The organism is Micromonospora maris AB-18-032 (genome assembly GCF_000204155.1).
GTDB lineage: Bacteria > Actinomycetota > Actinomycetes > Mycobacteriales > Micromonosporaceae > Micromonospora > Micromonospora gifhornensis.
The window spans coordinates 2,251,647-2,278,350 of the sequence record NC_015434.1; the positions used below are offsets into that span (position 1 = coordinate 2,251,647).

Sequence of the window (26,704 nt, forward strand, 5' to 3'; positions counted from 1 at the left end):
GGGGGTACGGCTCGACCGTGGTGCAGGCACAGCGGACTTGTGGGGAGTCGCGTGGACAACGTAGACAAAGTGGGGCAGCAGTTACTGCTGGTCGGGTCGAGCGGCGGGCACCTGGCCCAGCTGCTCGCCCTGAAACCCTGGTACGAGACCTGGCAACGCTGCTGGGTGACCTTCGACACGCCGGAGGCGGTGTCCCTGCTGGCCGGCGAGGACCTGATCCCGGCCTACCATCCGACCACCCGCAACGTGCGCAACCTGTTGCGCAACGCCCTGCTGGCGGCCCGGGTGCTGCGCCGGCGGCGGATCGCCGCGGTGGTGACCACCGGCGCCGGGGTGGCGCTGCCGTTCGTCGTGCTGGCCCGGCTGCGCCGCATCCCGACGGTCTACATCGAGGTCTACGACCGGATCGACACCCCGACGCTCACCGCCCGGCTGTGTCGCCCGTTCCTGTCGAAGATGCTCGTGCAGTGGGACGAGCAGCGCCGCCAGTACCCGGAGGCCACCGTCGTGGGGACGCTGCTGTGAGCGGCGAGGCGACGCGCACCGACGCGCAGTTCGGCGCATCCGCGGACGCCGCCGCGGCCCACATCCCGGCGCCCCGTGACGGCAACCGGGTCGGTCGGGCCCAGCTGCTGGTGGCGGTCGGCACCGACAAGCACCCCTTCGACCGGCTGGTCGGCTGGCTGCGGGAGTGGTACGGCGAGGTCGCCGACGAGGTGGTGCTGACCGTGCAGCACGGCCACACCCGGGTCGAGGGTCTGCCCGACGCGGTGCCGTTCCTCGGGCACGCCGAGTTGCAGACCGCGATGGCCGGGGCGGACCTGGTGGTCTGCCACGGTGGCCCGGCCACCATCCTGGAGGCCCGCCGGCACGGGCACCTGCCGATCGTCGTGCCCCGGGACCCGAGTCTCGGCGAGCACGTCGACAACCACCAGCAGTTGTTCGCCCGTCGGCTCGGTGCGGCAGGCCTGGTCGCGCTCTGCGAAACCCGGCAGGAGTTGCGGGACGCCCTCACCGCCGGCCTGGCAGAGCCGGGACGGTTCACGGTGACCGTGGACGCCGACGCGGCCGAGGCGCAACGCACCGCCGTGCGCCGGGTGGGCATGATCGTCGAGGAGTTGGTGGCCGAGGCCGCGCAGCGGCGTCACCGGCCCTGGTGGCGGCCGTGGCGCGGGCCCGGCCCGAATGGAAGGCACAAGCTATGACCGCGTACCCGAGCGTCACCGCCGTCGTACCCACCCGGGACCGTCCCGAACTGCTCCGGGCGGCGGTACGGGCCATCGTCGGGCAGGACTATCCGGGGCAGGTCGAGACGGTCGTGGTGTACGACCAGTCCGAGCCGGACCCGTCGCTGGCCGAGTTGTCGGCGGCGGACCGGCCGGTACGGGTGGTGACCAATACCCGCACCCCGGGGCTGGCCGGGGCCCGCAACTCCGGCACCATGGCCGCCACCGGTGAGCTGATCGCTTTCTGTGACGACGACGACGAGTGGCTGCCGGGCAAGCTGGCGGCCCAGGTCGACGCCCTCAACGCGGTGCCCGGTGCCGAGTTCGTCAGCTGCGGCATCCGGGTCAGCTACGACGGGCACACCGTCGAGCGGGTACTGGAACGCGACTCGATCAGCCTGGCCGACCTGCTGCGGGATCGGATGACCGAACTGCACCCGTCGACCTTCCTGATCCGGGCGGCGGCCCTGCGCGACGGGTTCGGGCTGGTCGACGAGGAGATCCCGGGCAGCTACGCCGAGGACTACGAGTTCCTGCTGCGGGCCGCCCGCAGCGCCCCGCTGGTCAACCTGCGCACCCCGTACGTGCTGGTGCGCTGGCACAAGCGGTCGTACTTCGCCCAGCGCTGGGACACCATCTCCGAGGCGTTGCAGTGGCTGCTGGAGCGCTACCCCGAGTTCGCCACCCAGCCGGCCGGTCAGGCCCGGGTCACCGGGCAGATCGCCTTCGCGCGGGCCGCCTCGGGGGACCGGCGCGGGGCGATGCGCTGGGCCCGGCGCACCCTGCGCCGCAACCCGCGCGAGCCTCGGGCGTACCTGGCGTTGGCGGTGGCCGGGCGGGTGGTCCGCGCCGACGCCGTGCTGCGCACCCTGCACAAGCGCGGCCGGGGCATCTGACCGCGCCGCGCCGCTGCACAGCAGAGCTATCAACCCCTACCGAAGGATCAGACGTCGATGGCGCTGCATTCAGGCTCCGACTTGTCGACTCAGCCACCTCGTACGGCGCCAAGCGGCGGGCGCGGAGCGCGGCCTGGCTCTCGTCTGATGCAAATGCTGGTTGGATCGATGTGTCAGCGGTTTGGTCGGATCCGGCAAACCTTCGTTGCCAACCTGCGGAAGCGTAGCGAGGTGACGTGGCCAGCGTTCCTCGCCGAGATGGTCGTCTTCGTATGTCTCTACGCCATTTTCGCTGGGGTGCTCTTTGCCCTCGGCTGGGGCTCGGGACTGGCCTACCTCACAGTTGCGTGCGCTAGCTGCATTCTTGGCTATACCGCGTTACGCCTCGTCCTGAGGGCAGTGTTTCGACGGGGCAGGCGACAGGGGTAGGGCAACGGTCGAGGGGGCACGTGCCGTGCCCCCTCGACGCGTCGTTCGCTGCTTGGACTCGTTTTGCTGTGGGCCGATGTTCCGTAGGGCGGGACTCGGCGGGCGGTGCGGGGCGGCGGGCACCGGGCGTGACAGACTCATGGCTGTGTTGCGCTGGTTGACCGCAGGGGAATCGCACGGACCCGCCCTCGTCGCGTTGCTGGAGGGGGTGCCGGCCGGGATCGAGGTGACCACCACCGAGATCGCCGGCGAGTTGGCCCGCCGCCGGCTCGGCTACGGCCGGGGTGCGCGGATGTCCTTCGAACAGGACGAGATCGAGGTCATCGGTGGCCTGCGCCACGGGGTGACACTGGGCAGCCCGGTCGCTCTGCGGGTCGGCAACTCCGAGTGGCCCAAGTGGCGCACCGTGATGGCCGCCGACCCGGTCGACGCCGACGAGCTGGCCCGCCAGGCCCGCAACGCCCCGCTCACCCGGCCCCGGCCCGGCCACGCCGACCTGGCCGGCATGCAGAAGTACGGCCACACCGACGCCCGTCCGATCCTGGAGCGGGCCAGCGCGCGGGAGACCGCCGCCCGGGTCGCCGTCGGCACGGTGGCCAAGGCGCTGCTGCGCCAAGCCCTCGACGTGGAGATCGTCTCGCACGTGGTGGAGTTGGGCCCGGTGGCCGTCAAGCCGGGGCTGCGGCCCCGCCCGGAGGACGCCGAGCGCATCGACGCCGACCCGCTGCGCTGCCTCGACCCGGAGGCCAGCGCCCGGATGGTCGCCGAGGTCGACGCCGCGAAGAAGGCCGCCGACACCCTCGGTGGTGTGGTCGAGGTGCTGGCGTACGGCGTGCCGCCCGGCCTGGGCAGCCACGTGCAGTGGGACCGCAAGCTCGACGCGAGGCTGGCCACCGCGCTGATGTCGATCCAGGCGATCAAGGGTGTGGAGATCGGCGACGGCTGGCAGCAGGCCCGCTCGCGCGGTTCCGAGGCGCACGACGAGATCATCCCCACCGCCACCGGCGTACGTCGGGTCACCGACCGGGCCGGTGGCCTGGAAGGCGGCATCACCACCGGTGAGCCGCTGCGGGTGAAGGCCGCGATGAAGCCGATCTCGTCGCTGAACCGGGCCCTCGCGACTGTCGACATCACCACCGGTGAGCCGGCCACCGCGATCAACCAGCGCTCCGACGTCTGCGCGGTGCCCGCCGCCGCCGTCGTCGCCGAGGCGATGGTGGCGCTGGTGCTGGCCGAGGCGGCAGTGGAGAAGTTCGGCGGCGACTCGATCGCCGAGATGCGCCGCAACCTCGCGGGCTACCTCGACGCGCTGGTGATCCGGTGACCGGTCGGACCCGTCCGGTCTGCGTGCTGGTCGGCGCGCCCGGCTCCGGCAAGACCACTGTCGGTGAGGTCCTCGCGGCCGAGCTGGGGGTCGAGTTCCGGGACACCGACGCCGACATCGAGCGCCTGGCCGGCAAGCCGATCCCGGAGATCTTCGTCGACGAGGGGGAGGAGCACTTCCGTGCCCTCGAACGGGCGGCGGTGGCCGCGGCGCTGGCCTCCTGCGACGGGGTGCTGGCTCTCGGCGGTGGCGCGGTGCTGGCCGAGGAGAACCGGGCCGCGCTGGTCGGTCACCAGGTGGTGCACCTGTCGGTCGAGTTGACCGACGCGGTGAAGCGGGTCGGTCTCGGTGTCGGGCGTCCGCTGTTGGCGATCAACCCGCGGGCCACCCTCAAACACCTGATGGACCAGCGGCGACCGCTCTACGCCGAGGTGGCGACCGTGACGGTGGTGACCGACGGCCGCACTCCGCAGGAGATCGCCGCCGAGATCATCCCCCTGCTCAAGCGGTAAGGAAGGGCACCTTCTTAACGCCTCAGGTAGAGCAGGGGTCCCCTTTTAACGTCTGACGCGCGGCCGGTGCCGGTGCGCGGCGCGGCTGTGGGCGCCAGCTGGCCAGCAGGGCCAGGGCGAGCAGGATCTCGGCCGCATCGCCGCCGTAGTACATCACCGCTGCGCCGGCCCGCAGCGCCTGCGGCGGGGCCGGTACGTCGACAAGCAGCCCTGCGTACAGGAGTTGGGCCAGGCTGGCGTGCGCGACGACCGCGGCGCCGAGCACCACCAGCCGTACCGGCACGGACGCCCGGTGCCGGTACGGTTCCGGGCCGGCGATCGACCAGGTGAACAGCAACCCGCTGAGCAGGAAGTGCAGGTTGACCAGGTCGTGCAGCACCGGGCTGGCGAGGGTGGCCCGGTACAGCGGGGTGAGGTAGAGCAGCCACAGCCCACCGGCGGTGAGCAGCAGCCCGGTGACCGGGTGGGCGAGCGTGCGCGCCACCGGATGCCGCAGCGCCCGCAGCGCCGCCCGCCCGACCCGCCGGTCGACGGTACGCAACAGCAGAGTGCCGGGCGCGCCGAGCACCAGGCCCAGCGGGGCGAGCATGCCGAGCAGCAGGTGCTGCCACATGTGCGCGGCGAACCCGTCGGCCGGCAGCAGCAGGGCGACGGCGAGCAGCGCACATCCGGCGGCGAACGCGGCCGTACGCCAATGGCTCCAGCCCGGCCGGTCCGGTTCGCGCTGCCGCAACACGGCAGCCAGATAACACCAACCCGCCACCAGGGGTACGAGCACAGCCGGGCCGACGGTCGTGGCGTGCTGCGCGGTGTGCGCCACGCTCATCGGCGTCGGCTCGCCGAGGTCGTGTCGTCGGCGCAGAGGTCCACGGCGGTGGCGCGGCGTTGCACGAGCCACCCGACGGCGATCAGCACGACGCCCAGGGCGAGGAAGCCGAGATCCCACCAGAGTTGGTGTTCGCCGGCCCGGACGTGGTGGATGGCCAGGATGTGGTGGTCGATGATGCCCTCGACCAGGTTGAACAGCCCCCACCCGAGCAACGCCCAGCCCCACAGCATCGGCGAGCGCCACAGTCGCCCCCGGGACCGGGTCACCCGGGCGTAGAGCATGGCCAGGCCGGTCAGCACCGCCACCCAGGTGACCACGTGGAAGAGCCCGTCCCACAGGGTGTTCATCTGCAATCCGGCGACGGTGTCCACCGGGTACTCGCGGATGCCGATGTTGTCGGCGCCGGTGTTGCTGAGCAGGTGGTGCCACTGGAGCACCTGGTGCAGCACGATGCCGTCGACGAAACCGCCGAGCCCGACGCCGAGGATGGTGGCCGGCAGCCGGATGTCGGCGCCGTCGATCGTCCGCTCGGTCATGGTGCCCCCTGGATAGCTGGTGATGGTGCCCCTGCCCGGTCCACGAACCGGTAAACCTCCGTTCCATTGATCGGGCACCGGTGAGCGGATCCGGTCCAGGCGGTCGACGGTGGGCTAGGCTCCCGGCGATGGACAACGTGACCCGGATCCCGGTCGGCGGCGAACGGCCGTACGACGTACTGGTCGGTCGTGGCCTGCTCGACACGCTGCCCGGCCTGCTGCCCGATGCCACCCGGGTGGCGGTGCTGCACGCCCCGCCGCTGAAGGAGTTGGCCGACGCCATCGGTGACCGGCTCGGCGCCGCCGGCATGACACCGCTGCCGATCGAGGTGCCCGACGCCGAGGCCGGCAAGCACGTCGACGTGGCGGCGGCCTGCTGGGACCGGCTCGGCGAGGCGGGGTTCACCCGTACCGACGCGGTGGTCGGGTTGGGCGGCGGCGCGGTCACCGACCTGGCCGGGTTCGTGGCCGCCTGCTGGCTGCGCGGGGTGCGCTGGGTGCCGGTGGCCACCTCGCTGCTGGGCATGGTCGACGCGGCGGTGGGCGGCAAGACCGGCATCAACACCACGGCCGGCAAGAACCTGGTCGGCGCCTTCCACCCGCCGGTCGGGGTGTTGGCGGACCTCAGCACGCTGGACACCCTGCCGCCGGTCGACCTGGCCGCCGGTCTGGCCGAGGTGGTCAAGTGTGGCTTCATCACCGACCCGGTCATCCTCGACCTGGTCGAGAGCGACCCGGCGGCGGCCGTCGATCCGACCGGGCCGGTGGCCCGGGAGCTGATCGAGCGGGCGATCCGGGTCAAGGCCGACGTGGTCGGCGGAGACCTGCGTGAGTCAGGCGTACGCGAGGTGCTCAACTACGGGCACACCCTGGCGCACGCCATCGAGAAGGTCGAGGAGTACCGCTGGCGGCACGGGCACGCCGTCTCGGTCGGCCTGGTCTACGCCGCCGAACTGGCCCGCCTCACCGGCCGGTTGGACGAGGCCACCGCCGGCCGGCACCGTGCCGTGCTGACCGCGCTCGACCTGCCGACCCACTACCCGGCCGACGCCTGGCCCGGCCTGCTGGCCGCCATGCGGGTCGACAAGAAGGCCCGGGGCAACCGGCTGCGGTTCGTGGTGCTCGACGGGCTGGCCCGACCGGCGATCCTGGACGGTCCCGACGACGACCTGCTGCACACCGCGTACGACGCGGTGTCCGGCTGAATCGTCGCGGGTTTCTGCGGCTGAACTGTCGCGAGTGGAAGGCGAACCAGCATGAAGGTGTACGTGCTCAATGGGCCGAACCTGGGCCGGCTGGGCACCCGCCAGGTCGACGTCTACGGGACGACCAGCTACGCCGACCTGGTCACACTCTGCGAGACGACGGGACGAGACCTGGGCCTGGACGTCGTCGTGCGGCAGACCGACGCCGAGCACGAGCTGCTCGGCTGGCTGCACGCCGCCGCGGACGAGGGTGCCGCCGTGGTGCTGAATCCGGCCGCCTGGTCGCATTACTCCATCGCGGTGCGCGACGCCTGCGCCATGCTGCGCGGGCCGCTGGTGGAGGTGCACCTGTCCAACATCCACGCTCGGGAGGAGTTCCGGCACCGCTCGGTGGTCTCGGCGGTGGCGACCGGCGTGATCTGCGGGCTCGGCGTCGACGGCTACCGCCTCGCCCTGCACCACCTCGCCGCCCGCCGCGACCAGCGCAGCTGACCTCCCGCCCGCCGCGACCAGAGCAGCTGATCTCCCCGCCGGCACGCATGCTCCGGTCGGCCGCGCGAGCACTACGCTCGGCTTCCCCTGCTTCAATCACGCTCGGTGATGGCCGTCGTTCCGTCCCTCGTACCCTCGCTTCGCCCTTTGCTCTGCTTCAACCCACGCAACCGTCGATGAGCAGCATCTTCGTGTTGCGGGTGGCGCGAGATGTCCCGCGCTTTCGCCACGGGGCGTAACCGTTGCGTGGGTTGAAGCAGAGCAAAGGGGCGGGGTGGGGGAGGCGGTGGGGTGGGTTGTGTCACGGAGGGTGGCGGTCCGGGTCGGGTGGGGCCGGACTGACCGTGGACGGCGGCGGTCGGGGTGCCGCAGGGTGGCTAGTAGACTTGCTAGGTCTGTCCGCCAAATGACGATCAAGGCAGGAAATGGCCACCACCAACGACCTGAAGAACGGCCTGGTACTCAACCTCGACGGGGAGCTCTGGGCCGTCGTTGAGTTCCAGCACGTCAAGCCCGGTAAGGGTGGTGCGTTCGTGCGTACCACGCTGAAGAACGTGCTCTCCGGCAAGGTCGTCGACAAGACCTTCAACGCGGGCACCAAGGTCGAGACCGCGACCGTTGACAAGCGCACCATGCAGTACCTCTACGCCGACGGCGAGGACTACGTCTTCATGGACATGGAGACGTTCGACCAGATCACCGTGCCCGGTGGGACGGTCGGTGAGGCGGCGAACTACCTGCTGCCCGAGGCCGAGGCGACGGTGGCCACGCACGAGGGTGTGCCGCTCTACGTCGAGCTGCCGACCTCGGTCGTGCTGGAGATCACCTACACCGAGCCGGGCCTGCAGGGCGACCGGTCCACCGGTGGCAACAAGCCGGCGACGGTGGAGACCGGCGCGACCGTGCAGGTGCCGCTGTTCATCACCACCGGCGAGAAGATCAAGGTCGACACGCGCGACGGCCGTTACCTCGGCCGCGCCTGATGGCCGAGGGTCCGAAGCAGCAGATGCCCGCGCGCCGCAAGGCGCGCAAGCGGGCGCTGGACGTGCTCTTCGAGGCCGACCTGCGTGATCGTCCGCCGGTCGAGGTGTTGGCCGGCTACATCGAGCGGATCGAGAAGCCGCGCCCCGATCACCTCGGGTACGCGGTCGGCCTGGTCGAGGGCGTGGCCGGTCATCTGGACCGGATCGACGAGCTGATCTCCAGCTACGCCGAGGGTTGGACGCTGGACCGGATGCCGGTGGTCGACCGTAACCTCGCCCGGATCGCGGTCTACGAACTGCTCTACGTCGACGAGATCGACGATGCGGTGGCGATCAGTGAGGCCGTCGAACTGGCTCGGCAGATGTCGACCGACGACTCGCCTCGCTTCCTCAACGGTCTGCTCGGCCGCATCGCCGAGTACGCCACCCGCTGATCGGCTCCGACGCGGGACACCGCTTGCGGTCGTAGCCGCGTCGGGGAGTGCGACGAACGGAAAGGCCCGCGCCGGACGGCGCGGGCCTTTCGTTGCTGGGAATTCAGGAAGCGAAGAACGCCCGGGGGTCGGCGACCAGCACGCCGTGCTCGGTCAGCCGCTCGATCAGACCGGAGGGCGAGGCGTCGTAGACGATCGCGAGGGCCCGCAGGTCGTCGGCGCGGATCGACAGGACCCGGCCGTTGTAGTCACCGCGCTGCTGCTGAATGGCGCGGGCGTACCGGGCGACGTAGGCGAGGTCCTCGCTGGCCTCGTCGTAGAGCCGCTCCAGGTCCAAGACGATCTTGCTGGTGGGCTCGTGCCGCACCCCGCTGCCGTCGGGCAGCAACTCCGAGACCGGTACGCGGTAGAACTCGGCCAACTCGGCCAGGCGGGACACCGTGACGGCCCGGTCACCGCGCTCGTACGAGCCGACCACAACCGCCTTCCAACGCCCGTTCGACTTCTCCTCCACGCCCTGCAGGGACAGACCCTGCTGCTGGCGAATGGAGCGCAGACGGGCGCCCAGAGACTTGGCGTATTCAGAGGGCATTCGGACACTCCCAGTGCTGCTCGGGGTTCTCCCAGCGATCGCTACGGAGCGTGACGGTACGGGGATTCGTAAACGTGGTCAAGTGGTGGCGATACCTCAGTTGAACACCCCGGTCGACTTGTCCCGTTCTGCCCGCTGAACCGATACGCCGACCGGTCCCTCCCCGACGTGGTCTGAGCCACTCGTGCCCGACCGTGGTTACGGCAACGACCACTGGTAACGTGGCCCAAGCCCTCCCGCCGGCCGTACCCGGCTGACCTGGGGGGATCCGACATCCTTTAACGACCCGTCCCGTGAGGCGGGGAAGGAGGTCCGCCGTGGCCTGCCCACCGGCTGCCCACCCGTCGCCACCGCGACAACCCTCGGTGAAGGTGATTCTGACCAGTGCCGAGGTGCAACGTGTCGTCGACCGGATCGCCCACCAGATCCTGGAGAAGACCCAGGGCGCGGCGGACACCGTACTGCTCGGAGTGCCGACCCGAGGCGCCCCGCTGGCGCGACGCCTCGCCGAGCGGATCAACGCCTTCGAGGGCACCGCGGTGCCGGTCGGTGTGCTCGACATCACCCTCTACCGCGACGACCTGCGTCGCAACGCCACCCGGGCGGTCGGCCCGACCCAGGTGCCGCCGGGCGGAATCGACGGCATGCGGGTGATCCTCGTCGACGACGTGCTCTTCTCCGGCCGTACGGTGCGCGCCGCCCTCGACGCGCTGAGCGACCTCGGACGTCCGTCGTCCGTGCAGTTGGCGGTCCTGGTCGACCGGGGCCACCGGCAGTTGCCGATCCGCGCCGACTACGTCGGCAAGAACATCCCGACCGCCCTCGCCGAGAGTGTGAAGGTGACGCTGGCCGAGACCGACGGCGTCGACGAGGTACGGCTCTACGGGGAGGCCGCGCTTTCATGATCAGGCACCTGCTCTCCGGCGCCGATCTCGACGCCGACACCGCCATCCAGATCCTGGACACCGCGGCCGAGATGGCCGCCGTCTCCGGCCGCGAGGTCAAGAAGCTGCCCGCGCTGCGCGGGCGTACGGTGGTCAACCTCTTCTACGAGGACTCCACCCGGACCCGGATCTCCTTCGAGGCGGCGGCGAAGCGGCTCAGCGCCGACGTGATCAACTTCTCGGCCAAGGGGTCCAGCGTCGCCAAGGGCGAGAGCCTCAAGGACACCGCGCTGACCCTGCAGGCGATGGGCGCCGACGCGGTGGTCGTCCGGCACCCGGCCTCCGGCGCCCCGCACCGGCTCGCCGACTGGGTCGACGGTTCGGTGGTCAACGCCGGTGACGGCACCCACGAGCATCCCACCCAGGCGCTGCTGGACGCGTACACGATGCGCTCCCGGATGGGCCGGCTGGCCGGCCTGTCGGTCGCGGTCGTCGGGGACGTGCTGCACTCGCGGGTGGCCCGGTCGAACGTGCTGCTGCTGTCCACCCTCGGCGCGAAGGTCACCCTGGTCGGGCCGCCCACCCTCATCCCGGTCGACATCGCCGCCGCCCTGGCTCCCGGCACCGCCGTCTGCTACGACCTCGACGCGGTGCTGCCGTCGACGGACGTGGTGATGATGCTGCGGGTGCAACGGGAGCGGATGGGCGACTCCTACTTCCCGTCCGCCCGCGAGTACGCCCGCCGCTACGGTCTCGACGGCGCCCGCATGCGCCGGTTGCCGGAGCACGCGATCGTCATGCACCCCGGTCCGATGAACCGGGGCATGGAGATCACCCCGGAGGTCGCCGACTCGCCCCGCTCCACCATCGTCGAACAGGTCACCAACGGAGTCTCCGTACGGATGGCCGTCCTCTACCTGCTGCTCGGGGGAAACAACCGGTGAACTCGTACCTGATCAGAAACGTCAGCGTGCTCGGCGCGGCACCGACCGACCTGCTGCTGCGCGACGGCGTGGTCGCCGAGGTGGGTCGGGGGCTGTCCGCGCCGGACGCAGTCGTGATCGACGCCGACGGGCTGGTGGCCCTGCCCGGCCTGGTCGACCTGCACACCCACCTGCGCGAGCCGGGCCGGGAGGACGCCGAGACCGTCGAGACGGGTTCCCGGGCGGCGGCGCTGGGCGGCTACACCGCGGTCTGCGCGATGGCGAACACCTCGCCGGTGGCCGACACCGCCGGGGTGGTCGAGCAGGTCTGGCGCCTGGGTCGGGAGGCCGGGCTGGTCGACGTGCAGCCGATCGGCGCGGTCACCGTCGGGCTGGCCGGCGAGCGCCTCGCCGAGCTGGGCGCGATGGCCGACTCGGCCGCCCGGGTGCGGATCTTCTCCGACGACGGGCACTGCGTCGCCGACCCGAGGCTGATGCGCCGCGCCCTGGAGTACGTCAAGGCGTTCGACGGGATCATCGCCCAGCACGCCGAGGAGCCCCGGCTCACCGAGGGCGCGCAGATGCACGAGGGTGAGGTCTCCACCCGGCTGGGCCTGACCGGCTGGCCGGCGGTGGCCGAGGAGGCGATCATCGCCCGGGACGTGCTGCTGACCGAGCACGTCGGCGGCCGGCTGCACGTCTGCCACGTCTCCACCGCCGGCAGCGTCGAGGTGCTGCGTCAGGCCAAGGCGCGCGGCGTACGGGTCACCGCCGAGGTGACCCCGCACCACCTGCTGCTCACCGACTCGGTCGTCGGCGGCAGCAACGAACTCGCCAGCCCCGCCATCGCGGACACCTGGCACCCGGCCGGGGCGTACGACCCGGTGTACAAGGTCAACCCGCCGCTGCGTACCGCCGCCGACGTCGCCGCCCTGCGGGCCGCGCTGGTCGACGGCGTGATCGACATCATCGCCACCGACCACGCCCCGCACGCCGTGGAGGACAAGGAGTGCGAGTGGGCGTACGCCCGGCCGGGCATGCTCGGGCTGGAGACGGCGCTGTCGATCGCGCTCGACGTGCTCGGCCCCGAATGGGACATGATCGCCGAGCGGATGTCGCGCACCCCGGCCCGCATCGCCGGGCTGACCGAGCACGGCCGTGATCCGGCCCCCGGAGTCCCGGCCAACCTGACCCTGGTCGACCCGGCGAGCCGCCGGCTGATCGACCCGGCTGAGTCGGCAAGTCGCAGCCGCAACACCCCGTACGCCCGGATGACGCTGCCGGGTCGCATCGTGGCGACCTTCCTGCGTGGCGAGGCGACGGTCCTGGACGGAAAGGCAGTCAAGTGAGTCGTAGGCGTCCAGCGATTCTCGTCCTGGAGGACGGGCGCACGTTTCATGGTGAGGCGTACGGCAGTGTCGGGGAGACCTTCGGTGAGGCGGTCTTCAACACCGGGATGACCGGTTATCAGGAGACGCTGACCGACCCGTCGTACCACCGGCAGGTGGTGGTGCAGACCGTCCCGCACGTCGGCAACACCGGTGTCAACGCCGAGGACGACGAGTCCCGGCGGATCTGGGTGGCCGGTTACGTGGTGCGTGACCCGGCCCGGATCAGCTCGAACTGGCGCGCCACCGGCGGGCTGGAGGACCGGCTGGCCACCGAGGGCATCGTCGGCATCAGCGGGGTGGACACCCGGGCGTTGACCCGGCACCTGCGTGAGCGTGGCGCGATGCGGGTCGGCATCTCCAGCATCGACGACGACCCGCGCGCCCTGCTGGCCCGGGTCCGCCAGTCGCCGCAGATGGTGGGCGCGGACCTGTCCGCCGAGGTGACCACCACCGCGCCGTACGTGGTGGCCGCCGAGGGCGAGCACCGGTTCACGGTGGCCGCGTTGGATCTGGGCATCAAGCGCAACGTGCCGCGTCGACTCGCCGCCCGGGGTGTGACCACCCACGTGCTGCCGGTCACCGCGACCATCGACGATCTGCTGGCCACCGGCGCGGACGCGATCTTCTTCTCGCCCGGTCCGGGTGACCCGGCCACCGCCGACGGGCCGGTGAAGCTGGCCCGTGAGGTGCTGCGCCGCAAGGTGCCGCTGTTCGGCATCTGCTTCGGCAGTCAGATCCTCGGTCGGGCGCTCGGCTTCGGCACCTACAAGCTCGACTACGGCCACCGCGGCATCAACCAGCCGGTGCTGGACCGGATGACCGGCAAGGTCGAGGTGACCAGCCACAACCACGGCTTCGCCGTGCAGGTGCCGGGCGTCACGCCGGGCGCGACGGTGCCCGACGAGGTCATCGAGACCGAGTTCGGCGGTGTGCAGGTGAGCCACGTCTGCCTCAACGACAACGTGGTCGAGGGGCTGCGGGCCCTGGACGTGCCCGCGTTCACCGTCCAGTACCACCCGGAGGCGGCGTCCGGCCCGCACGACGCGGACTACCTCTTCGACCGTTTCGCCGAACTGATCGAGGGTCGGACCCACAACGAGGGACACAGCAATGCCTAAGCGGAGCGATCTCAAGCACATTCTGGTGATCGGCTCCGGGCCGATCGTCATCGGGCAGGCCTGCGAGTTCGACTACTCCGGCACCCAGGCGTGCCGGGTGCTGCGCAGCGAGGGGATCCGGGTCAGCCTGGTCAACTCGAACCCGGCCACGATCATGACCGACCCGGAGTTCGCCGACGCCACGTACGTCGAGCCGATCACCCCGGAGTTCGTCGAGCTGGTCATCGCCAAGGAGCGGCCGGACGCGGTGCTGCCGACCCTCGGCGGGCAGACCGCGCTGAACACCGCGGTCGCGTTGCACGAGGCCGGGGTGCTGGAGAAGTACGGCGTCGAGCTGATCGGCGCCAACATCGACGCGATCCGCCGCGGCGAGGACCGGCAGCTGTTCAAGGAGATCGTGGCCAAGGCGGGCGTACGGCTCGAGGTGGCCGACCCGGAGGGTCTGGTGCCCCGCTCGCGTGTCTGCCACTCGATGGACGAGGTCCGCGAGACCGTTGCCGACCTCGGTCTGCCGGTGGTGATCCGGCCGTCGTTCACCATGGGCGGTCTCGGTTCCGGCATGGCGCACAACGACGAGGACCTGGAGCGCATCGCCGGTGCGGGGCTGGCCGCCAGCCCGGTGCACGAGGTGCTGATCGAGGAGAGCGTGCTCGGCTGGAAGGAGTACGAGCTCGAACTCATGCGGGACCGGCACGACAACGTGGTGGTGGTCTGCTCGATCGAGAACATCGACCCGATGGGTGTGCACACCGGCGACAGCGTCACCGTGGCACCGGCCATGACGCTCACCGACCGCGAGTTCCAGCAGCTGCGTGACCTGGGCATCGCGGTGCTGCGCGAGGTCGGGGTGGACACCGGCGGCTGCAACATCCAGTTCGCGATCAATCCGGCCGACGGGCGGATCGTGGTCATCGAGATGAACCCGCGGGTGTCCCGCTCGTCGGCGCTGGCCTCCAAGGCGACCGGCTTCCCGATCGCGAAGATCGCCGCGAAGCTGGCCATCGGCTACACCCTCGACGAGATCCCCAACGACATCACCCGTAAGACGCCTGCGGCGTTCGAGCCGACGCTGGACTACGTGGTGGTGAAGATCCCCCGGTTCGCGTTCGAGAAGTTCCCCGGCGCGGACCCGGAGCTGACCACCACGATGAAGTCCGTCGGCGAGGCGATGAGCCTCGGCCGCAACTTCACCGAGGCGTTGAACAAGGCGATGCGGTCGATGGAGACCAAGGCCGCAGGCTTCTGGACGGTGCCCGACCCGGCCGGCGCGACCAAGGAGAACACCCTCGCCGCCCTGGCCACCCCGCACGACGGCCGGCTCTACACGGTGGAGCGGGCGCTGCGCCTGGGCGCCTCGATCGCCGAGGTCACCGCGGCCTCCGGTGGCATCGACCCATGGTTCGTGGACCAGATCGCCGCGCTGGTGGAGCTGCGCAACGAGATCGTGGCCGCGCCGGTGCTCGACGGTGATTTGCTCTACCAGGCCAAGCGGGCCGGCCTGTCCGACCGTCAGCTGGCCGCGCTGCGGCCCGAACTGGCCGCCGAGGACGGCGTGCGGACCCTGCGGCACCGGCTCGGGATCCGGCCGGTCTACAAGACGGTGGACACCTGCGCCGCCGAGTTCGAGGCGACCACGCCGTACCACTACTCGTCGTACGACGCGGAGACCGAGGTGATCGGGTCGCCGCGACCGAAGGTGCTGATCCTGGGTTCCGGACCCAACCGGATCGGGCAGGGCATCGAGTTCGACTACTCCTGCGTGCACGCGGTCCAGGCGCTGCGCGGTGCGCAGTCGGGTGTCGGCGGCACCGGGTTCGAGACCGTGATGGTCAACTGCAACCCGGAGACCGTCTCCACCGACTACGACACCGCCGACCGGCTCTACTTCGAGCCGTTGACCTTCGAGGACGTGCTGGAGGTCTGGCACGCCGAGGACTCCTCCGGTCGGGAGGCCGGTGGGCCCGGCGTGGTGGGCGTGATCGTGCAGCTGGGCGGGCAGACCCCGCTCGGGTTGGCGCAGCGGCTCAAGGACGCCGGTGTGCCGGTGGTCGGCACCTCCCCGGAGTCGATCCACCTGGCCGAGGAGCGGGGCGCATTCGGGTCGCTGCTGGCCCGGGCCGGTCTGCGGGCTCCGGAGCACGGCACCGCCACCTCGTACGAGGAGGCGAAGGAGATCGCTGACGAAATCGGCTATCCGGTGCTGGTCCGCCCGTCGTACGTGCTGGGCGGCCGGGGCATGGAGATCGTCTACGACGATGCCACGCTGCGTGACTACATCGGGCGGGCCACCGACATCTCGCCGGATCACCCGGTGCTTGTCGACCGGTTCCTCGACGACGCCATCGAGATCGACGTGGACGCGCTCTGTGACGCCGACGGGGAGGTGTACCTCGGCGGTGTGATGGAGCACATCGAGGAGGCGGGCATCCACTCCGGCGACTCCTCCTGTGCCCTGCCGCCGATCACCCTGGCCGGTTCGCACGTGGCGCAGGTCCGCCGGTACACCGAGGCGATCGCCCGGGGCATCGGCGTACGCGGCCTGCTCAACGTGCAGTACGCGTTGAAGGACGACACCCTGTACGTGCTGGAGGCCAACCCGCGCGCCTCGCGTACGGTGCCGTTCGTCTCCAAGGCGACGGCGGTGCCGCTGGCCAAGGCGGCGGCCCGGATCGCCCTCGGGGCGACCATCGCCGAGCTGCGGGCCGAGGGCATGCTGCCCGCGACCGGGGACGGTGGCACCCTGCCGCCGGACGCCCCGATCGCGGTCAAGGAGGCGGTCCTGCCGTTCAAGCGCTTCCGGACGCCGGCCGGCAAGGGGGTGGATTCGCTGCTCGGCCCGGAGATGAAGTCGACGGGTGAGGTGATGGGCATCGACACCGCCTTCGGGCACGCCTTCGCCAAGTCCCAGTCGGCCGCGTACGGGTCACTGCCCGTCCGGGGCAAGATCTTCGTCTCGGTGGCGAACCGGGACAAGCGCGGCATGATCTTCCCGGTGAAGCGGCTGGCGGATCTGGGCTTCGAGATCGTGGCGACGGCCGGTACCGCCGAGGTGTTGCGCCGGCACGGGATCGCCTGCGAGGTTGCCCGCAAGCACTACGAGGCAGGTGCCGACGACGATGCGGTGTCGCTGATCCGCAGCAACCAGATCGCCCTGGTGATCAACACCCCGCAGGGGTCCGGTGCCAGCGCCCGCTCAGACGGCTACGAGATCCGCAGCGCCGCGGTCACGGCGGACATCCCCTGCGTGACCACGGTGCCCGGGGTGGCCGCCGCCGTGATGGGCATCGAGGCCCTCATCCGCGGCGACATGCAGGTCCGCCCGCTGCAGGCCCTGCACGCCAGCCTCCGGACCTCCCGATGACCCTCGCTGCACCCATGTCGGTCATGGGGGTGGCGGCGGTGGCGCCGGGAGGTGAGCGTGATGTTTGAGCAGACGGTGCGGCGGGGGTTGTTCCGGGTCGGTGGCGGGGACGCCGAGGCGGCCCACGAGTGGACGCTGCGGCGGTTGAGCGCCCTGTCGCGGACGCCGGGGGCGTTGGCGGTGCTGCGTGCCCGGTACGCGGTGGCCGCACCCCGGACCGTGTTCGGGGTGCGCTTTCCGAACCCGGTGGGACTGGCCGCCGGGATGGACAAGGACGGGGTGGCGCTGCCGGCGTGGCCGGCGTTGGGCTTCGGGTTCGTCGAGGTCGGCACGGTGACGGCGTACCCGCAGCCGGGCAACCCCCGGCCCCGGCTGTTCCGGCTGCCGGACAGCGAGGCAGTGATCAACCGGATGGGCTTCAACAACGCCGGAGCCGAGGCCCTGGCGGCCCGGCTGGCGGCGTTGCCGCGCCCGTTGGGCGTACCGCTGGGGATCTCGCTCGGCAAGTCCAAGGTGACGCCGCTGGACGAGGCGGTGGCCGACTACCAGGCGTCGTACCGTGCGTTGCGCGGGCACGGCGACTACTTCGCGGTCAACGTCTCCTCGCCGAACACCCCCGGCCTGCGTGCCCTGCAGGACCGGGACCACCTGGACGCGCTGCTCGCCGCTCTGGTGGGGGAGAAGCCGGTGCTGGTGAAGATCGCCCCGGACCTGACCGAACCCGCCATCGCCGAACTGCTGGAGGTGTGCCTGGCCCGGGGTGCCGCAGGGGTGATCGCCACGAACACCACTTTGGGGCGCGACGGCCTCGCGCCGGGCGACCGACACCGCGCCGACGAGGCCGGCGGCCTGTCCGGTCGACCGCTGACCGACCGGGCCCGACAGGTGGTCGACTTCGTGCACCGGGAGACCGGTGGACGGCTGCCGATCATCGGGGTGGGTGGCATCGTGCACCCCGACGACGCCGCCCGGATGTTCGACGCCGGCGCCAGCCTGGTGCAGCTCTACACCGGGTTCATCTACCGAGGCCCGGCCCTGCCCCGCGCCGTCGCCCGGGCGGCGGCGACCGCACCGCGGGCGGCCACCACCACACCATGACCGATCACGGTGGGGCGGGCTGCGCCGGACCCGACGGCAGGCCGCGACGGGCCCGACCCACCTGTTCTTGGCCCCTTTGCTCTGCGCCAACCCACGCACCGGGTTTCGACCGGAACCGGTGCGTGCGGTGAAGCAGAGCAAAGGGGCCGAGGTGTACGAGCGACGGGTGCCGGGCGCGGGCCGTTCGCGGCACCGACGACCAGGTGCCGGAGGGGAGACCGGGTGACTCCGCAGGAGCTGCTCGCCGCCGACGCCGCGCACGTCTGGCATCCGTACGCGACCCTGCCGCCGGCTGTGCCGCCGTATCTGGTGGAGGCGGCCGAGGGGGTGCGGCTGCGGCTGGCCGACGGGCGTGAGCTGGTCGACGGGATGTCGTCGTGGTGGGCGGCGATCCACGGCTACCGGCATCCGGTGCTGGACGCGGCGGTGACCGACCAGCTGGGCCGGATGAGCCACGTCATGTTCGGCGGGTTGACCCACGCCCCGGCCGTCGAGTTGGCCCGCACGCTTGTCGAGTTGGCCCCCGACGGGCTGGAGCACGTGTTCCTGGCCGACTCGGGCTCGGTCAGCGTCGAGGTCGCGATCAAGATGTGCCTGCAGTACCAGCGGGCCACCGGCCGGCCGCAGCGGCGGCGGCTGGGCACCTGGCGCGGTGGCTACCACGGGGACACGTTCCACCCGATGAGCATCTGCGACCCCGAGGGCGGCATGCACCATCTCTGGGGCGACGTGCTGCCCCGGCAGGTCTTCGCGCCGGTGCCGCCGGGCGGCTTCGACACACCCCCCGACCCGGCGTACGAGGCGGCGCTCGTCGACGCGGTGCAGCGGCACGCCGACGAGTTGGCCGCGGTGATCGTCGAGCCGGTGGTGCAGGGCGCCGGTGGCATGCGGTTCCACCACCCCCACTACCTGAGGGTGCTGCGCGAGGTGACCCGGGCGCACGGGGTGTTGCTGATCTTCGACGAGATCGCCACCGGGTTCGGGCGTACCGGGACGATGTTCGCCGCCGAGCACGCGGGGGTCGTCCCGGACGTGATGTGTGTGGGCAAGGCCCTCACCGGCGGCTACCTGACCCTCGCCGCCGCGCTGTGCACCCCCGAGGTGGCGGCGGGCATCCGTACGGGTGGGGTGCTGGCACACGGCCCGACGTTCATGGGTAATCCGCTCGCCTGTGCGGTCGCCAACGCGTCGTTGGGGCTGCTGCGGGCGGGCGACTGGGCCGGGCAGGTGGCGAGGCTCCAGCGCCATCTGCGGGCCGGCCTGGAGCCGTTGCGCGGCCTGCCGGGCGTGGCCGATGTCCGGGTCCTCGGCGGCATCGGCGTGGTGCAACTCGACCACGAGGTCGACATGGCGGCCGCCACCGCCGCCGCGGTGGGCCAGGGGGTGTGGCTGCGCCCGTTCCGGGATTTGATCTACACGATGCCGCCGTACGTCACCGACGACGCTGACCTGGCCCGGATCGCGGCGGCTATCGGCGCGGCCGCCCGGGTCGCCTGAGTAACCGGTAGCCCGCAGAAGCCGAGTTTGAGTAGTCGGACAGGGCAGATTGAGCACTGAGAGGAAGGCACGGATGGAGAGCTTTGGCGCCCGGCTGCATCGGGCCGTTGGCGAGCGCGGCCCGCTCTGCGTCGGCATCGATCCGCACCCGGCACTGCTGGCCCGGTGGGGTCTGGCCGACGACGTGGACGGGCTCAGTCACTTCGCCGGGACGGTCGTCGACGCCCTCGGTGACCGGGTTGCGGTGGTCAAGCCGCAGTCGGCGTTCTTCGAGCGATTCGGGTCCCACGGGGTGGCGGTGCTTGAGTCAACTATCCGACAGTTGCGTGAGCGCGGCGCGCTCGTTCTGCTCGACGTCAAGCGTGGCGACATCGGCTCGACGGTCCAGGCGTACGCGTCGGCGTACCTCAACCCATCCAGCCCCATGCATGTCGACGCGATCACGGCAAGCCCATTCCTGGGGGTCGGATCGTTGGCCCCCATGTTCGAACTGGCCGCCGAACACGGCGGCGGGGTCTTCGTTCTGGCGCTCACCTCCAACCCCGAGGGCGCCTCGGTCCAGCGGGCCACGACCGCCGACGGACGCACCGTCGCGCAGACCGTGATTGACGAGATTTCGCAGCTCAACGCCGGTGCGGAGCCGCTCGGCAGCATCGGTGCGGTGGTCGGGGCGACGGTCGGCGAGACCGGCTGCGACCTGTCGGCGATGAACGGTCCGTTGCTCGCGCCGGGCCTCGGCGCGCAGGGCGCCACGGCGGCGGATCTCCGCGTCGTGTTCGGCTCGAGCCTGCCCGCCGTGCTGCCTTCGTACTCCCGAGAGGTGTTGGGAGCGGGCCCAGACCCGGAGGCTCTGCGGGCCGCAGCCGACCGGGCGGTAGTCGACTGCCGGGCCGCGCTCAAGCTGTCGTGACTGACTGATGGCTCGGTCACTTTGTGGTGATCATCGCGCGCCCACGTTGCCGAAAGCTCCGTTGACCGCTAGTTTTCCCGGCGCTGGGAACCCCTGGGTTCACAGCGACACCACGTTTCACAGATGCGGCGGTGCGTCCCGCCCGTCGCGATAGGGACCTGAGGAGAACTGGTGCCGCTCCCGTCACTGACCCCCGAGCAGCGCGCAGCCGCGCTGGAGAAGGCTGCGGAGATCCGCAAAGCCCGTGCCGAGCTGAAGGAGCAGCTCAAGCAGGGCAAGACCACCCTCGGAGCCGTTCTCGAACGGGCCGAGTCCGACGACGTCGTCGGCAAGCTCAAGGTGTCGGCCGTGCTGCAGGCGATGCCGGGCATCGGCAAGATCCGGGCCACCCAGATCATGGAGAAGCTCAAGATCGCCGACAGCCGTCGCCTGCGTGGCCTCGGCGAGCAGCAGCGCAAGGCCCTGCTTGGGGAGTTCGCCGCCAACTGAGTGTGGCTGCGTGTAGAAACAAGCAGTGAGCTTGGATGACGAGACGCGCCCGGCGGCTCGGCTCACTGTCCTGGCTGGCCCATCCGGTGCCGGTAGGGAGAGTGTCGTCGAGTTGGTCCGGGCGCGTTCTCCGTCCGTGTGGCGGCCGATTCCGGTCACCACCCGCCCCCGACGTGAGGGCGAGCTGGACGGGGTCGATCGCCACTTCCTGACCCCTGAGCAGTTCGAGCGGCGCCTGGCCGCCGGTGACCTGTTGGAGTGGAGCCGGTTCGGTGCGCACCGCCGGGGCACCGAGATCGCCCCGTTGCGCAGCCGCATCGCCGCCGGCGTGCCGGTCCTGTTGCCCCTGGACCTCGACGGGGCGCTGCTGGTGCGGGCCGCCTGGCCGCAGGCCCGCCTGGTGTTGCTTCACCCACCCGGTCGGATGCCGGTTCCGACCGTGACGACGGCCTTCGACCACGCCGTCTCGTACGACCGCACTGAGCAGGTCGTGGACGAACTGGTAGGATTCATCGGTTCTTCCTTCCTGGCTCCGGCCCGGCCGCGCCTGCGCGGTTGAGCGCCGGCACCGCGTTCGCGCGGTCCGTGCGAAAGACGCAGAGGTTTATCCGTGGGATCCATCGCCAACCCAGAAGGCATCACCAACCCGCCGATCGATGAGCTCCTGGAGAAGACGACGTCGAAGTACGCTCTGGTCATTTTCGCGGCCAAGCGTGCGCGTCAGGTCAACGCCTACTACAGCCAGCTCGGCGAGGGTCTGCTCGAGTACGTCGGCCCGCTGGTCGAGACCACCCCTCAGGAGAAGCCGCTCTCCATCGCGATGCGTGAGATCAACGCGGGTCTGCTCACCGCTGAACCGACCGACCAGCCGTAACCGTTCCACGTTCGATGAACGCCCGGATCATCCTCGGGGTCGGCGGCGGGATCGCCGCGTACAAGGCGTGTGAACTGCTCCGACTGTTCACCGAGTCGGGCCACCAGGTCCGGGTCGTACCGACCGCCGCCGCGCTCCGGTTCGTCGGCGCGCCGACCTGGGCCGCGCTCTCCGGGCAACCGGTCGCCGAGGACGTCTGGTCCGACGTGCACGAGGTGCCGCACGTACGTCTCGGCCAGCAGGCGGACCTGGTGGTGGTCGCACCCACCACCGCCGACCTGCTGGCCAAGGCCGCCCAGGGCATCGCCGACGACCTACTCACCAACACCCTGCTCACGGCCCGCTGCCCGGTGGTGCTGGCACCGGCCATGCACACCGAGATGTGGGAGCATCCCGCCACCGTCGAGAACGTGGCGACGCTGCGACGTCGAGGGGTGCGGGTCATCGAGCCCGCGGTGGGACGGCTCACCGGGGCCGACACCGGCAAGGGTCGGCTGCCCGACCCGGCGGAGATCTTCGCCGTCGCCCGCCGGACCCTGGCCCGGGGTGTCGCCGCCCCAGCCGACCTGACCGGCCGGCACGTGGTGGTCACCGCCGGGGGCACCCGGGAGCCGCTGGACCCGGTGCGCTTCCTGGGTAACCGGTCCTCCGGCAAACAGGGCTACGCCTTCGCCCGCGCCGCGGTGGCCCGCGGCGCCCGGGTCACGTTGATCTCGGCCAACGTGTCGCTGCCCGATCCGGCCGGGGTCGACCTGATCCGGGTGGGCACCACCGCCGAGCTGCGGGACGCCACCCTGAAGGCCGCGGTCGAGGCCGACGCGGTGGTGATGGCGGCGGCGCCGGCCGACTTCCGGCCGGCGACCTACGCATCCGGCAAAATCAAGAAGACGGACGACGGGGTGGCGCCCACCATCGAACTGGTGACCAACCCGGACATCGCCGCCGAGCTGGGTCAGCGGCGGCGGCCGGAGCAGGTGCTGGTGGTCTTCGCCGCCGAGACCGGCGACGCCGAGGCCAACGGCCGGGCCAAGCTCGCCCGGAAACGGGCCGACCTCATCGTCATCAACGAGGTCGGGCCGGACAAGGTCTTCGGTGCCGACACGAACGCGGCCACCGTGATCGACGTGGACGGTTCGGTCACCCGGCTGGCCGAACAGTCCAAGGAGGATCTCGCCGACCAGGTGTGGGACCAGGTCGTCGTTAGGCTGGGCGGCGGCTCCTCCTTACGGGTGGACCGCTAGACGACCATCGACGTACCCGTACCTGTTGGTGACTACACTGCCGCCGAACGACATCCACTGACTTAGGAGTGCCGTGACACGCCGCCTATTTACGTCCGAATCGGTCACGGAAGGCCACCCGGACAAGATTGCCGACCAGATCAGCGACGGCATCCTCGACGCCCTCCTCAGCCAGGACCCGCACAGCCGGGTGGCGGTGGAGACCCTGATCACCACGGGTCAGGTGCATGTCGCTGGCGAGGTGACCACCAAGGCCTACGCCGACATCCCCACGATCGTGCGGGAGACCATCCTCGGCATCGGCTACGACTCGTCGAAGAAGGGCTTCGACGGCGCCTCGTGCGGTGTCAGCGTCTCCATCGGCTCCCAGTCACCGGACATCGCCCAGGGTGTCGACAACGCCTTCGAGTTGCGTACCGGCGCGTCGGAGAGCGCGCTCGACGCGCAGGGCGCCGGCGACCAGGGCATGATGTTCGGCTTCGCCTGCTCCGAGACACCCGAGCTGATGCCGCTGCCGATCGCCCTGGCGCACCGGCTGGCGCGTCGCCTCGCCGCGGTCCGCAAGGACGGCACCGTCCCCTACCTGCGGCCCGACGGCAAGACCCAGGTCACCATCGAGTACGAAGGGCTGCGGCCGGTACGCCTCAACACCGTCGTCGTCTCCAGCCAGCACGCCGCGGACATCTCGCTGGAGTCGCTGCTCACGCCGGACGTGCGTGACCACGTCATCGCCCCGGAGCTGGAGAGCCTCGGCCTGGACACCGACGGCTACCGGCTGCTGGTCAACCCGACCGGGCGCTTCGAGATCGGTGGCCCGATGGGCGACGCCGGCCTGACCGGCCGGAAGATCATCGTGGACACCTACGGCGGTTACGCCCGCCACGGCGGTGGCGCCTTCTCGGGCAAGGACCCGTCGAAGGTCGACCGCTCGGCCGCGTACGCGATGCGGTGGGTGGCCAAGAACGTGGTCGCCGCCGGCCTGGCCGAGCGGTGCGAGGCGCAGGTCGCCTACGCCATCGGCAAGGCGCACCCGGTGAGCCTGTTCATCGAGACGTTCGGCACCGAGACCGTGCCGGTGGCCTCGATCGAGAAGGCGGTGACCGAGGTCTTCGACCTGCGTCCGGCCGCCATCATCCGGGACCTGCACCTGCTGCGCCCGATCTACGCGCAGACCGCCGCCTACGGTCACTTCGGCCGGGAACTGCCGGAGCTGACCTGGGAGAGCACCGACCGGGCCGCCGACCTCAAGTCGGCCGCGGGAGCCTGACCGGCACCAGGCGAGACGACCGGCGGCCCGTGGACGGGTCGCCGGTCGCTCGTGTCTGCGTCGACGTGCCGCTGCCTCACCTGGATCGCCCCTTCGACTACCTGGTGGCGCACGGGCTGGGCGAGGACGCGCGGCCCGGCGTACGGGTGAAGGTGCGCTTCGCCGGCCAGCAGGTCGACGGCTGGCTGCTGGAACGCCTCGACCACTCCGATCATCCCCGGCTGGCGTACCTGGAGAAGGTGGTTTCGCCGGTGCCGGTGCTCGCCCCGGAGGTGCTCCGGCTGGCCCGCGCGGTCGCCGACCGGTACGCCGGCAGCCTCGCCGACGTGCTGCGTCTGGCGATCCCACCCCGGCACGCGCGGGTGGAGAAGGAGTTCCTTCCCCGCACCGACGCCACCGCGCCGCCCACCCCGCCCGCCGAACCGGTTTCCGCTTCCACCGGAGCCGTTTCCACTTCCGTCGGGCCGCCGATGCCGGCCGTCGCGGCCGATGGACCGGTCGGACCCGTCGAGCCGGGCGGCTGGCGGGACTACCCGGCCGGGCCGGCGCTGCTGCGGGCCCTCGCGGACGGTCGCCCGGCCCGGGCCGTCTGGTCGGCATTGCCGGGCGAGGACTGGGCGGCGAGGTACGCCACCGCGGTCGCCGCGACCGTGGCCGCCGGCCGGGGCGCGCTGGTCGTGGTCGCCGACGGTCGGGACCTGGATCGGCTGGACGCCGCGTTGACCGCGACCCTCGGGCCGGACCGGCACGTCTGCCTCTCCGCCGCGCTCGGTCCGGCCCGCCGCTATCGCGCCTTCCTCACCGCCCGCCACCACGATGCGCCGGTGGTCATCGGCACCCGGGCCGCGATGTTCGCCCCGGTGGCCCGGCTGGGCCTGGTGGCGATCTGGGACGACGGCGACGACCTGCACGCCGAGCCGCGGGCACCGTACCCGCACGCTCGTGAGGTGTTGCTCACCCGCGCCCAGCTCGACGAGGCCGCGGCACTGGTCGGCGGCTACGCCCGCACCGCCGAGGCGCAACTGCTGGTGGAGACCGGGTGGGCCCGCGAGGTGGTGGCGGCCCGGGAGGTGCTGCGGGCCCGTGCCCCGGCGGTGGCGCCGACCGGTGACGACCCTCAGCTGGCCCGTGATCCGGCGGCGGCGACCGCCCGGCTGCCCAGCCTGGCCTGGACCGCTGCCCGGGAGGCGCTGCGGGCGGAGTCTCCGGTGCTGGTGCAGGTGCCCCGACGCGGTTACCTGCCGTCGGTGGCCTGTGACGACTGTCGTACCCCGGCACGTTGTGTGCACTGCGCCGGGCCGTTGGCGCTGCCGTCCGCCGGGGGGACTCCGGCCTGTCGTTGGTGCGGACGGGTGGCGGCCGCGTACGCCTGCCCGCACTGCGGTGGGAGGCGGCTGCGGGCCTCGGTCACCGGGGCCCGACGGACCGCCGAGGAACTGGGGCGAGCCTTTCCCGGCGTGCCGGTGCGCACCTCCGGACGGGAGGAGGTGCTGGCGGACGTTCCCGGCGGCGCCGGACTGGTGATCGCCACCCCGGGTGCCGAGCCGGTCGCCGAGGGTGGCTACGGGGCGGTGCTGCTGCTGGACACCTGGGCCCTGCTCACCCGAGCCGACCTGCGCGCGGGGGAGGAGGCGCTGCGGCGGTGGGCGGCGGCGGCCGCGTTGGCCAGGCCGGCCGCCGACGGGGGTCGGGTCGTGGTGGTGGCCGATGGCGCGCTCGCCCCCGTGCAGGCGCTGCTGCGCTGGGATCCCGCCTGGTTCGCCGCCCGCGAGCTGGCCGAGCGGCGGGAACTCGGCTTTCCGCCGGCCGTGCGGATGGCCAGCCTGACCGGTGCCCCGGATGCCGTGGCCGACCTGTTGGCGCAGGCGCGCCTGCCCGAGGAGGCGCAGTTGCTCGGTCCGGTGCCTGCCGACGGTGACCGGGAGCGGATGCTCGTCCGAGTGCCCCGGGCGCGGGCGGCGGCGCTGGCCGAGGCGTTGCACGCGGCGGCCGGGGTGCGCAGCGCCCGGAAGGCGGCCGACCCGGTACGCCTGCAGGTCGACCCGCTCGCGATGTTCTGACGCCACCCGCCCACGCCCTGCGCCGTCCGTGCGTTCAGGTTTGTGTGGCGGCCGACACGGCAATTATCTGCCATATGTGAGGGTGCCATTGCCGTGCGTGTCGATGGCGCGCGTCGGTGGTCGTGTCTTCGGG

At 71.5% G+C, this 26,704-nt stretch carries 26 protein-coding genes; 23 read left to right on the plus strand and 3 right to left on the minus strand.

The genetic code is table 11. The features are described from left to right. Window positions 1–51 precede the first annotated feature (51 nt). From VAB18032_RS10335 to VAB18032_RS10355, 5 genes are all read left to right on the plus strand, one after another. Window positions 52–525, plus strand: a complete 474-nt coding sequence (locus VAB18032_RS10335) for a glycosyltransferase family protein (protein ID WP_043720323.1) — start codon at window positions 52–54, stop codon at window positions 523–525. Next, window positions 522–1,205, plus strand: a complete 684-nt coding sequence (locus VAB18032_RS10340; protein WP_013732763.1) for a glycosyltransferase — start codon at window positions 522–524, stop codon at window positions 1,203–1,205. The genes VAB18032_RS10335 and VAB18032_RS10340 overlap by 4 nt, the downstream gene beginning before the upstream one ends. Continuing rightward, on the plus strand, window positions 1,202–2,122 hold the full coding sequence (locus tag VAB18032_RS10345) for a glycosyltransferase family 2 protein (protein ID WP_013732764.1): 921 nt from the start codon (window positions 1,202–1,204) through the stop codon (window positions 2,120–2,122). The genes VAB18032_RS10340 and VAB18032_RS10345 overlap by 4 nt, the downstream gene beginning before the upstream one ends. 574 nt (window positions 2,123–2,696) lie before the next feature. Beyond that, window positions 2,697–3,875: a chorismate synthase gene (gene aroC, locus VAB18032_RS10350; protein ID WP_043723684.1), complete on the plus strand. Its 1,179-nt coding sequence runs from the start codon at window positions 2,697–2,699 to the stop codon at window positions 3,873–3,875. Continuing rightward, complete coding sequence (locus VAB18032_RS10355) at window positions 3,872–4,387, plus strand: shikimate kinase (protein ID WP_013732767.1); 516 nt, start codon at window positions 3,872–3,874, stop codon at window positions 4,385–4,387. The genes aroC and VAB18032_RS10355 overlap by 4 nt, the downstream gene beginning before the upstream one ends. Window positions 4,388–4,409: 22 nt before the next feature. On the opposite strand, the gene VAB18032_RS10360 is transcribed toward VAB18032_RS10355, so the two are convergent. Next, window positions 4,410–5,213 carry a cytochrome c oxidase assembly protein gene (locus VAB18032_RS10360; RefSeq protein ID WP_013732768.1) on the minus strand — a complete coding sequence of 268 codons (804 nt, stop codon included), beginning with the start codon at window positions 5,211–5,213 and terminating at the stop codon, window positions 4,410–4,412. Then, on the minus strand, window positions 5,210–5,752 hold the full coding sequence (locus VAB18032_RS10365; RefSeq protein WP_013732769.1) for a DUF2243 domain-containing protein: 543 nt from the start codon (window positions 5,750–5,752) through the stop codon (window positions 5,210–5,212). The genes VAB18032_RS10360 and VAB18032_RS10365 overlap by 4 nt, the downstream gene beginning before the upstream one ends. 128 nt (window positions 5,753–5,880) lie before the next feature. Here VAB18032_RS10365 and aroB point away from each other — a divergent pair, with 128 nt between their 5' ends. The 4 genes from aroB to nusB all read left to right on the plus strand — a co-directional run bounded on the left by aroB (window position 5,881) and on the right by nusB (window position 8,866). Then, window positions 5,881–6,957, plus strand: coding sequence for a 3-dehydroquinate synthase (aroB, locus tag VAB18032_RS10370; RefSeq protein ID WP_013732770.1), 1,077 nt, complete (start codon window positions 5,881–5,883; stop codon window positions 6,955–6,957). Window positions 6,958–7,008: 51 nt separating this feature from the next. Further along, window positions 7,009–7,449, plus strand: a complete 441-nt coding sequence (gene aroQ / locus VAB18032_RS10375) for a type II 3-dehydroquinate dehydratase (protein ID WP_013732771.1) — start codon at window positions 7,009–7,011, stop codon at window positions 7,447–7,449. Window positions 7,450–7,874: 425 nt separating this feature from the next. Continuing rightward, complete coding sequence (gene efp, locus VAB18032_RS10380; protein WP_013732772.1) at window positions 7,875–8,432, plus strand: elongation factor P; 558 nt, start codon at window positions 7,875–7,877, stop codon at window positions 8,430–8,432. 23 nt (window positions 8,433–8,455) lie between these two features. Continuing rightward, complete coding sequence (gene nusB / locus VAB18032_RS10385; RefSeq protein ID WP_193386316.1) at window positions 8,456–8,866, plus strand: transcription antitermination factor NusB; 411 nt, start codon at window positions 8,456–8,458, stop codon at window positions 8,864–8,866. Window positions 8,867–8,969: 103 nt separating this feature from the next. Here the strand turns inward: nusB and bldD are convergent, their stop codons facing one another. After that, window positions 8,970–9,458 (minus strand): transcriptional regulator BldD, encoded by a 489-nt coding sequence (bldD, locus tag VAB18032_RS10390; RefSeq protein WP_007458348.1) that lies wholly within the window; start codon window positions 9,456–9,458, stop codon window positions 8,970–8,972. A 317-nt stretch (window positions 9,459–9,775) separates the two neighbouring features. Here bldD and pyrR point away from each other — a divergent pair, with 317 nt between their 5' ends. The 14 genes from pyrR to VAB18032_RS10460 all read left to right on the plus strand — a co-directional run bounded on the left by pyrR (window position 9,776) and on the right by VAB18032_RS10460 (window position 26,571). Beyond that, the gene (pyrR, locus tag VAB18032_RS10395; RefSeq protein ID WP_043720330.1) at window positions 9,776–10,363 is read left to right on the plus strand and encodes a bifunctional pyr operon transcriptional regulator/uracil phosphoribosyltransferase PyrR; all 588 of its coding nucleotides are present in this window, start codon (window positions 9,776–9,778) and stop codon (window positions 10,361–10,363) included. After that, a complete protein-coding gene (locus tag VAB18032_RS10400; protein ID WP_013732776.1) occupies window positions 10,360–11,286 on the plus strand; it encodes an aspartate carbamoyltransferase catalytic subunit in 927 nt (308 codons plus the stop codon). The genes pyrR and VAB18032_RS10400 overlap by 4 nt, the downstream gene beginning before the upstream one ends. Then, entirely contained in the window at window positions 11,283–12,614 is a 1,332-nt protein-coding gene (locus tag VAB18032_RS10405; protein WP_013732777.1) for a dihydroorotase, read from the plus strand. Before VAB18032_RS10400 ends, VAB18032_RS10405 begins: the two co-directional genes overlap by 4 nt. Next, complete coding sequence (carA, locus tag VAB18032_RS10410; protein ID WP_013732778.1) at window positions 12,611–13,774, plus strand: glutamine-hydrolyzing carbamoyl-phosphate synthase small subunit; 1,164 nt, start codon at window positions 12,611–12,613, stop codon at window positions 13,772–13,774. The genes VAB18032_RS10405 and carA overlap by 4 nt, the downstream gene beginning before the upstream one ends. After that, window positions 13,767–17,135 carry a carbamoyl-phosphate synthase large subunit gene (gene carB / locus VAB18032_RS10415; protein WP_013732779.1) on the plus strand — a complete coding sequence of 1,123 codons (3,369 nt, stop codon included), beginning with the start codon at window positions 13,767–13,769 and terminating at the stop codon, window positions 17,133–17,135. Before carA ends, carB begins: the two co-directional genes overlap by 8 nt. Before the next feature lie 57 nt (window positions 17,136–17,192). Further along, window positions 17,193–18,233, plus strand: coding sequence for a quinone-dependent dihydroorotate dehydrogenase (locus VAB18032_RS10420; protein WP_043723686.1), 1,041 nt, complete (start codon window positions 17,193–17,195; stop codon window positions 18,231–18,233). Window positions 18,234–18,455: 222 nt separating this feature from the next. Further along, window positions 18,456–19,730, plus strand: a complete 1,275-nt coding sequence (locus VAB18032_RS10425) for an adenosylmethionine--8-amino-7-oxononanoate transaminase (protein WP_013732781.1) — start codon at window positions 18,456–18,458, stop codon at window positions 19,728–19,730. A 73-nt stretch (window positions 19,731–19,803) separates the two neighbouring features. Continuing rightward, window positions 19,804–20,640 (plus strand): orotidine-5'-phosphate decarboxylase, encoded by an 837-nt coding sequence (gene pyrF / locus VAB18032_RS10430; RefSeq protein ID WP_013732782.1) that lies wholly within the window; start codon window positions 19,804–19,806, stop codon window positions 20,638–20,640. A 171-nt stretch (window positions 20,641–20,811) separates the two neighbouring features. Continuing rightward, window positions 20,812–21,129 (plus strand): integration host factor, actinobacterial type, encoded by a 318-nt coding sequence (gene mihF / locus VAB18032_RS10435; RefSeq protein ID WP_007458370.1) that lies wholly within the window; start codon window positions 20,812–20,814, stop codon window positions 21,127–21,129. A 25-nt stretch (window positions 21,130–21,154) separates the two neighbouring features. Then, window positions 21,155–21,688: a nucleoside/nucleotide kinase family protein gene (locus VAB18032_RS10440; RefSeq protein WP_043720334.1), complete on the plus strand. Its 534-nt coding sequence runs from the start codon at window positions 21,155–21,157 to the stop codon at window positions 21,686–21,688. Window positions 21,689–21,739: 51 nt separating this feature from the next. Continuing rightward, complete coding sequence (gene rpoZ / locus VAB18032_RS10445; RefSeq protein WP_007075826.1) at window positions 21,740–22,003, plus strand: DNA-directed RNA polymerase subunit omega; 264 nt, start codon at window positions 21,740–21,742, stop codon at window positions 22,001–22,003. A gap of 14 nt (window positions 22,004–22,017) precedes the next feature. Next, entirely contained in the window at window positions 22,018–23,244 is a 1,227-nt protein-coding gene (gene coaBC, locus VAB18032_RS10450) for a bifunctional phosphopantothenoylcysteine decarboxylase/phosphopantothenate--cysteine ligase CoaBC (RefSeq protein ID WP_013732784.1), read from the plus strand. A gap of 73 nt (window positions 23,245–23,317) precedes the next feature. Next, window positions 23,318–24,511 carry a methionine adenosyltransferase gene (gene metK / locus VAB18032_RS10455; protein WP_013732785.1) on the plus strand — a complete coding sequence of 398 codons (1,194 nt, stop codon included), beginning with the start codon at window positions 23,318–23,320 and terminating at the stop codon, window positions 24,509–24,511. A gap of 29 nt (window positions 24,512–24,540) precedes the next feature. After that, window positions 24,541–26,571, plus strand: coding sequence for a primosomal protein N' (locus tag VAB18032_RS10460; RefSeq protein ID WP_013732786.1), 2,031 nt, complete (start codon window positions 24,541–24,543; stop codon window positions 26,569–26,571). Window positions 26,572–26,704: the final 133 nt, after the last annotated feature.

Bases quoted from the DNA above. Each gene is read 5' to 3' on its own strand.
- VAB18032_RS10345 (WP_013732764.1), top strand. From the start codon at position 1,202: ATGACCGCGTACCCGAGCGTCACCGCCGTCGTACCCACCCGGGACCGT.
- VAB18032_RS10360 (WP_013732768.1), bottom strand. From the start codon at position 5,213: ATGAGCGTGGCGCACACCGCGCAGCACGCCACGACCGTCGGCCCGGCT.
- VAB18032_RS10365 (WP_013732769.1), bottom strand. From the start codon at position 5,752: ATGACCGAGCGGACGATCGACGGCGCCGACATCCGGCTGCCGGCCACC.
- aroB (WP_013732770.1), top strand. From the start codon at position 5,881: ATGGACAACGTGACCCGGATCCCGGTCGGCGGCGAACGGCCGTACGAC.
- aroQ (WP_013732771.1), top strand. From the start codon at position 7,009: ATGAAGGTGTACGTGCTCAATGGGCCGAACCTGGGCCGGCTGGGCACC.
- efp (WP_013732772.1), top strand. From the start codon at position 7,875: ATGGCCACCACCAACGACCTGAAGAACGGCCTGGTACTCAACCTCGAC.
- nusB (WP_193386316.1), top strand. From the start codon at position 8,456: ATGCCCGCGCGCCGCAAGGCGCGCAAGCGGGCGCTGGACGTGCTCTTC.
- bldD (WP_007458348.1), bottom strand. From the start codon at position 9,458: ATGCCCTCTGAATACGCCAAGTCTCTGGGCGCCCGTCTGCGCTCCATT.
- VAB18032_RS10400 (WP_013732776.1), top strand. From the start codon at position 10,360: ATGATCAGGCACCTGCTCTCCGGCGCCGATCTCGACGCCGACACCGCC.
- carB (WP_013732779.1), top strand. From the start codon at position 13,767: ATGCCTAAGCGGAGCGATCTCAAGCACATTCTGGTGATCGGCTCCGGG.
- pyrF (WP_013732782.1), top strand. From the start codon at position 19,804: ATGGAGAGCTTTGGCGCCCGGCTGCATCGGGCCGTTGGCGAGCGCGGC.
- coaBC (WP_013732784.1), top strand. From the start codon at position 22,018: ATGAACGCCCGGATCATCCTCGGGGTCGGCGGCGGGATCGCCGCGTAC.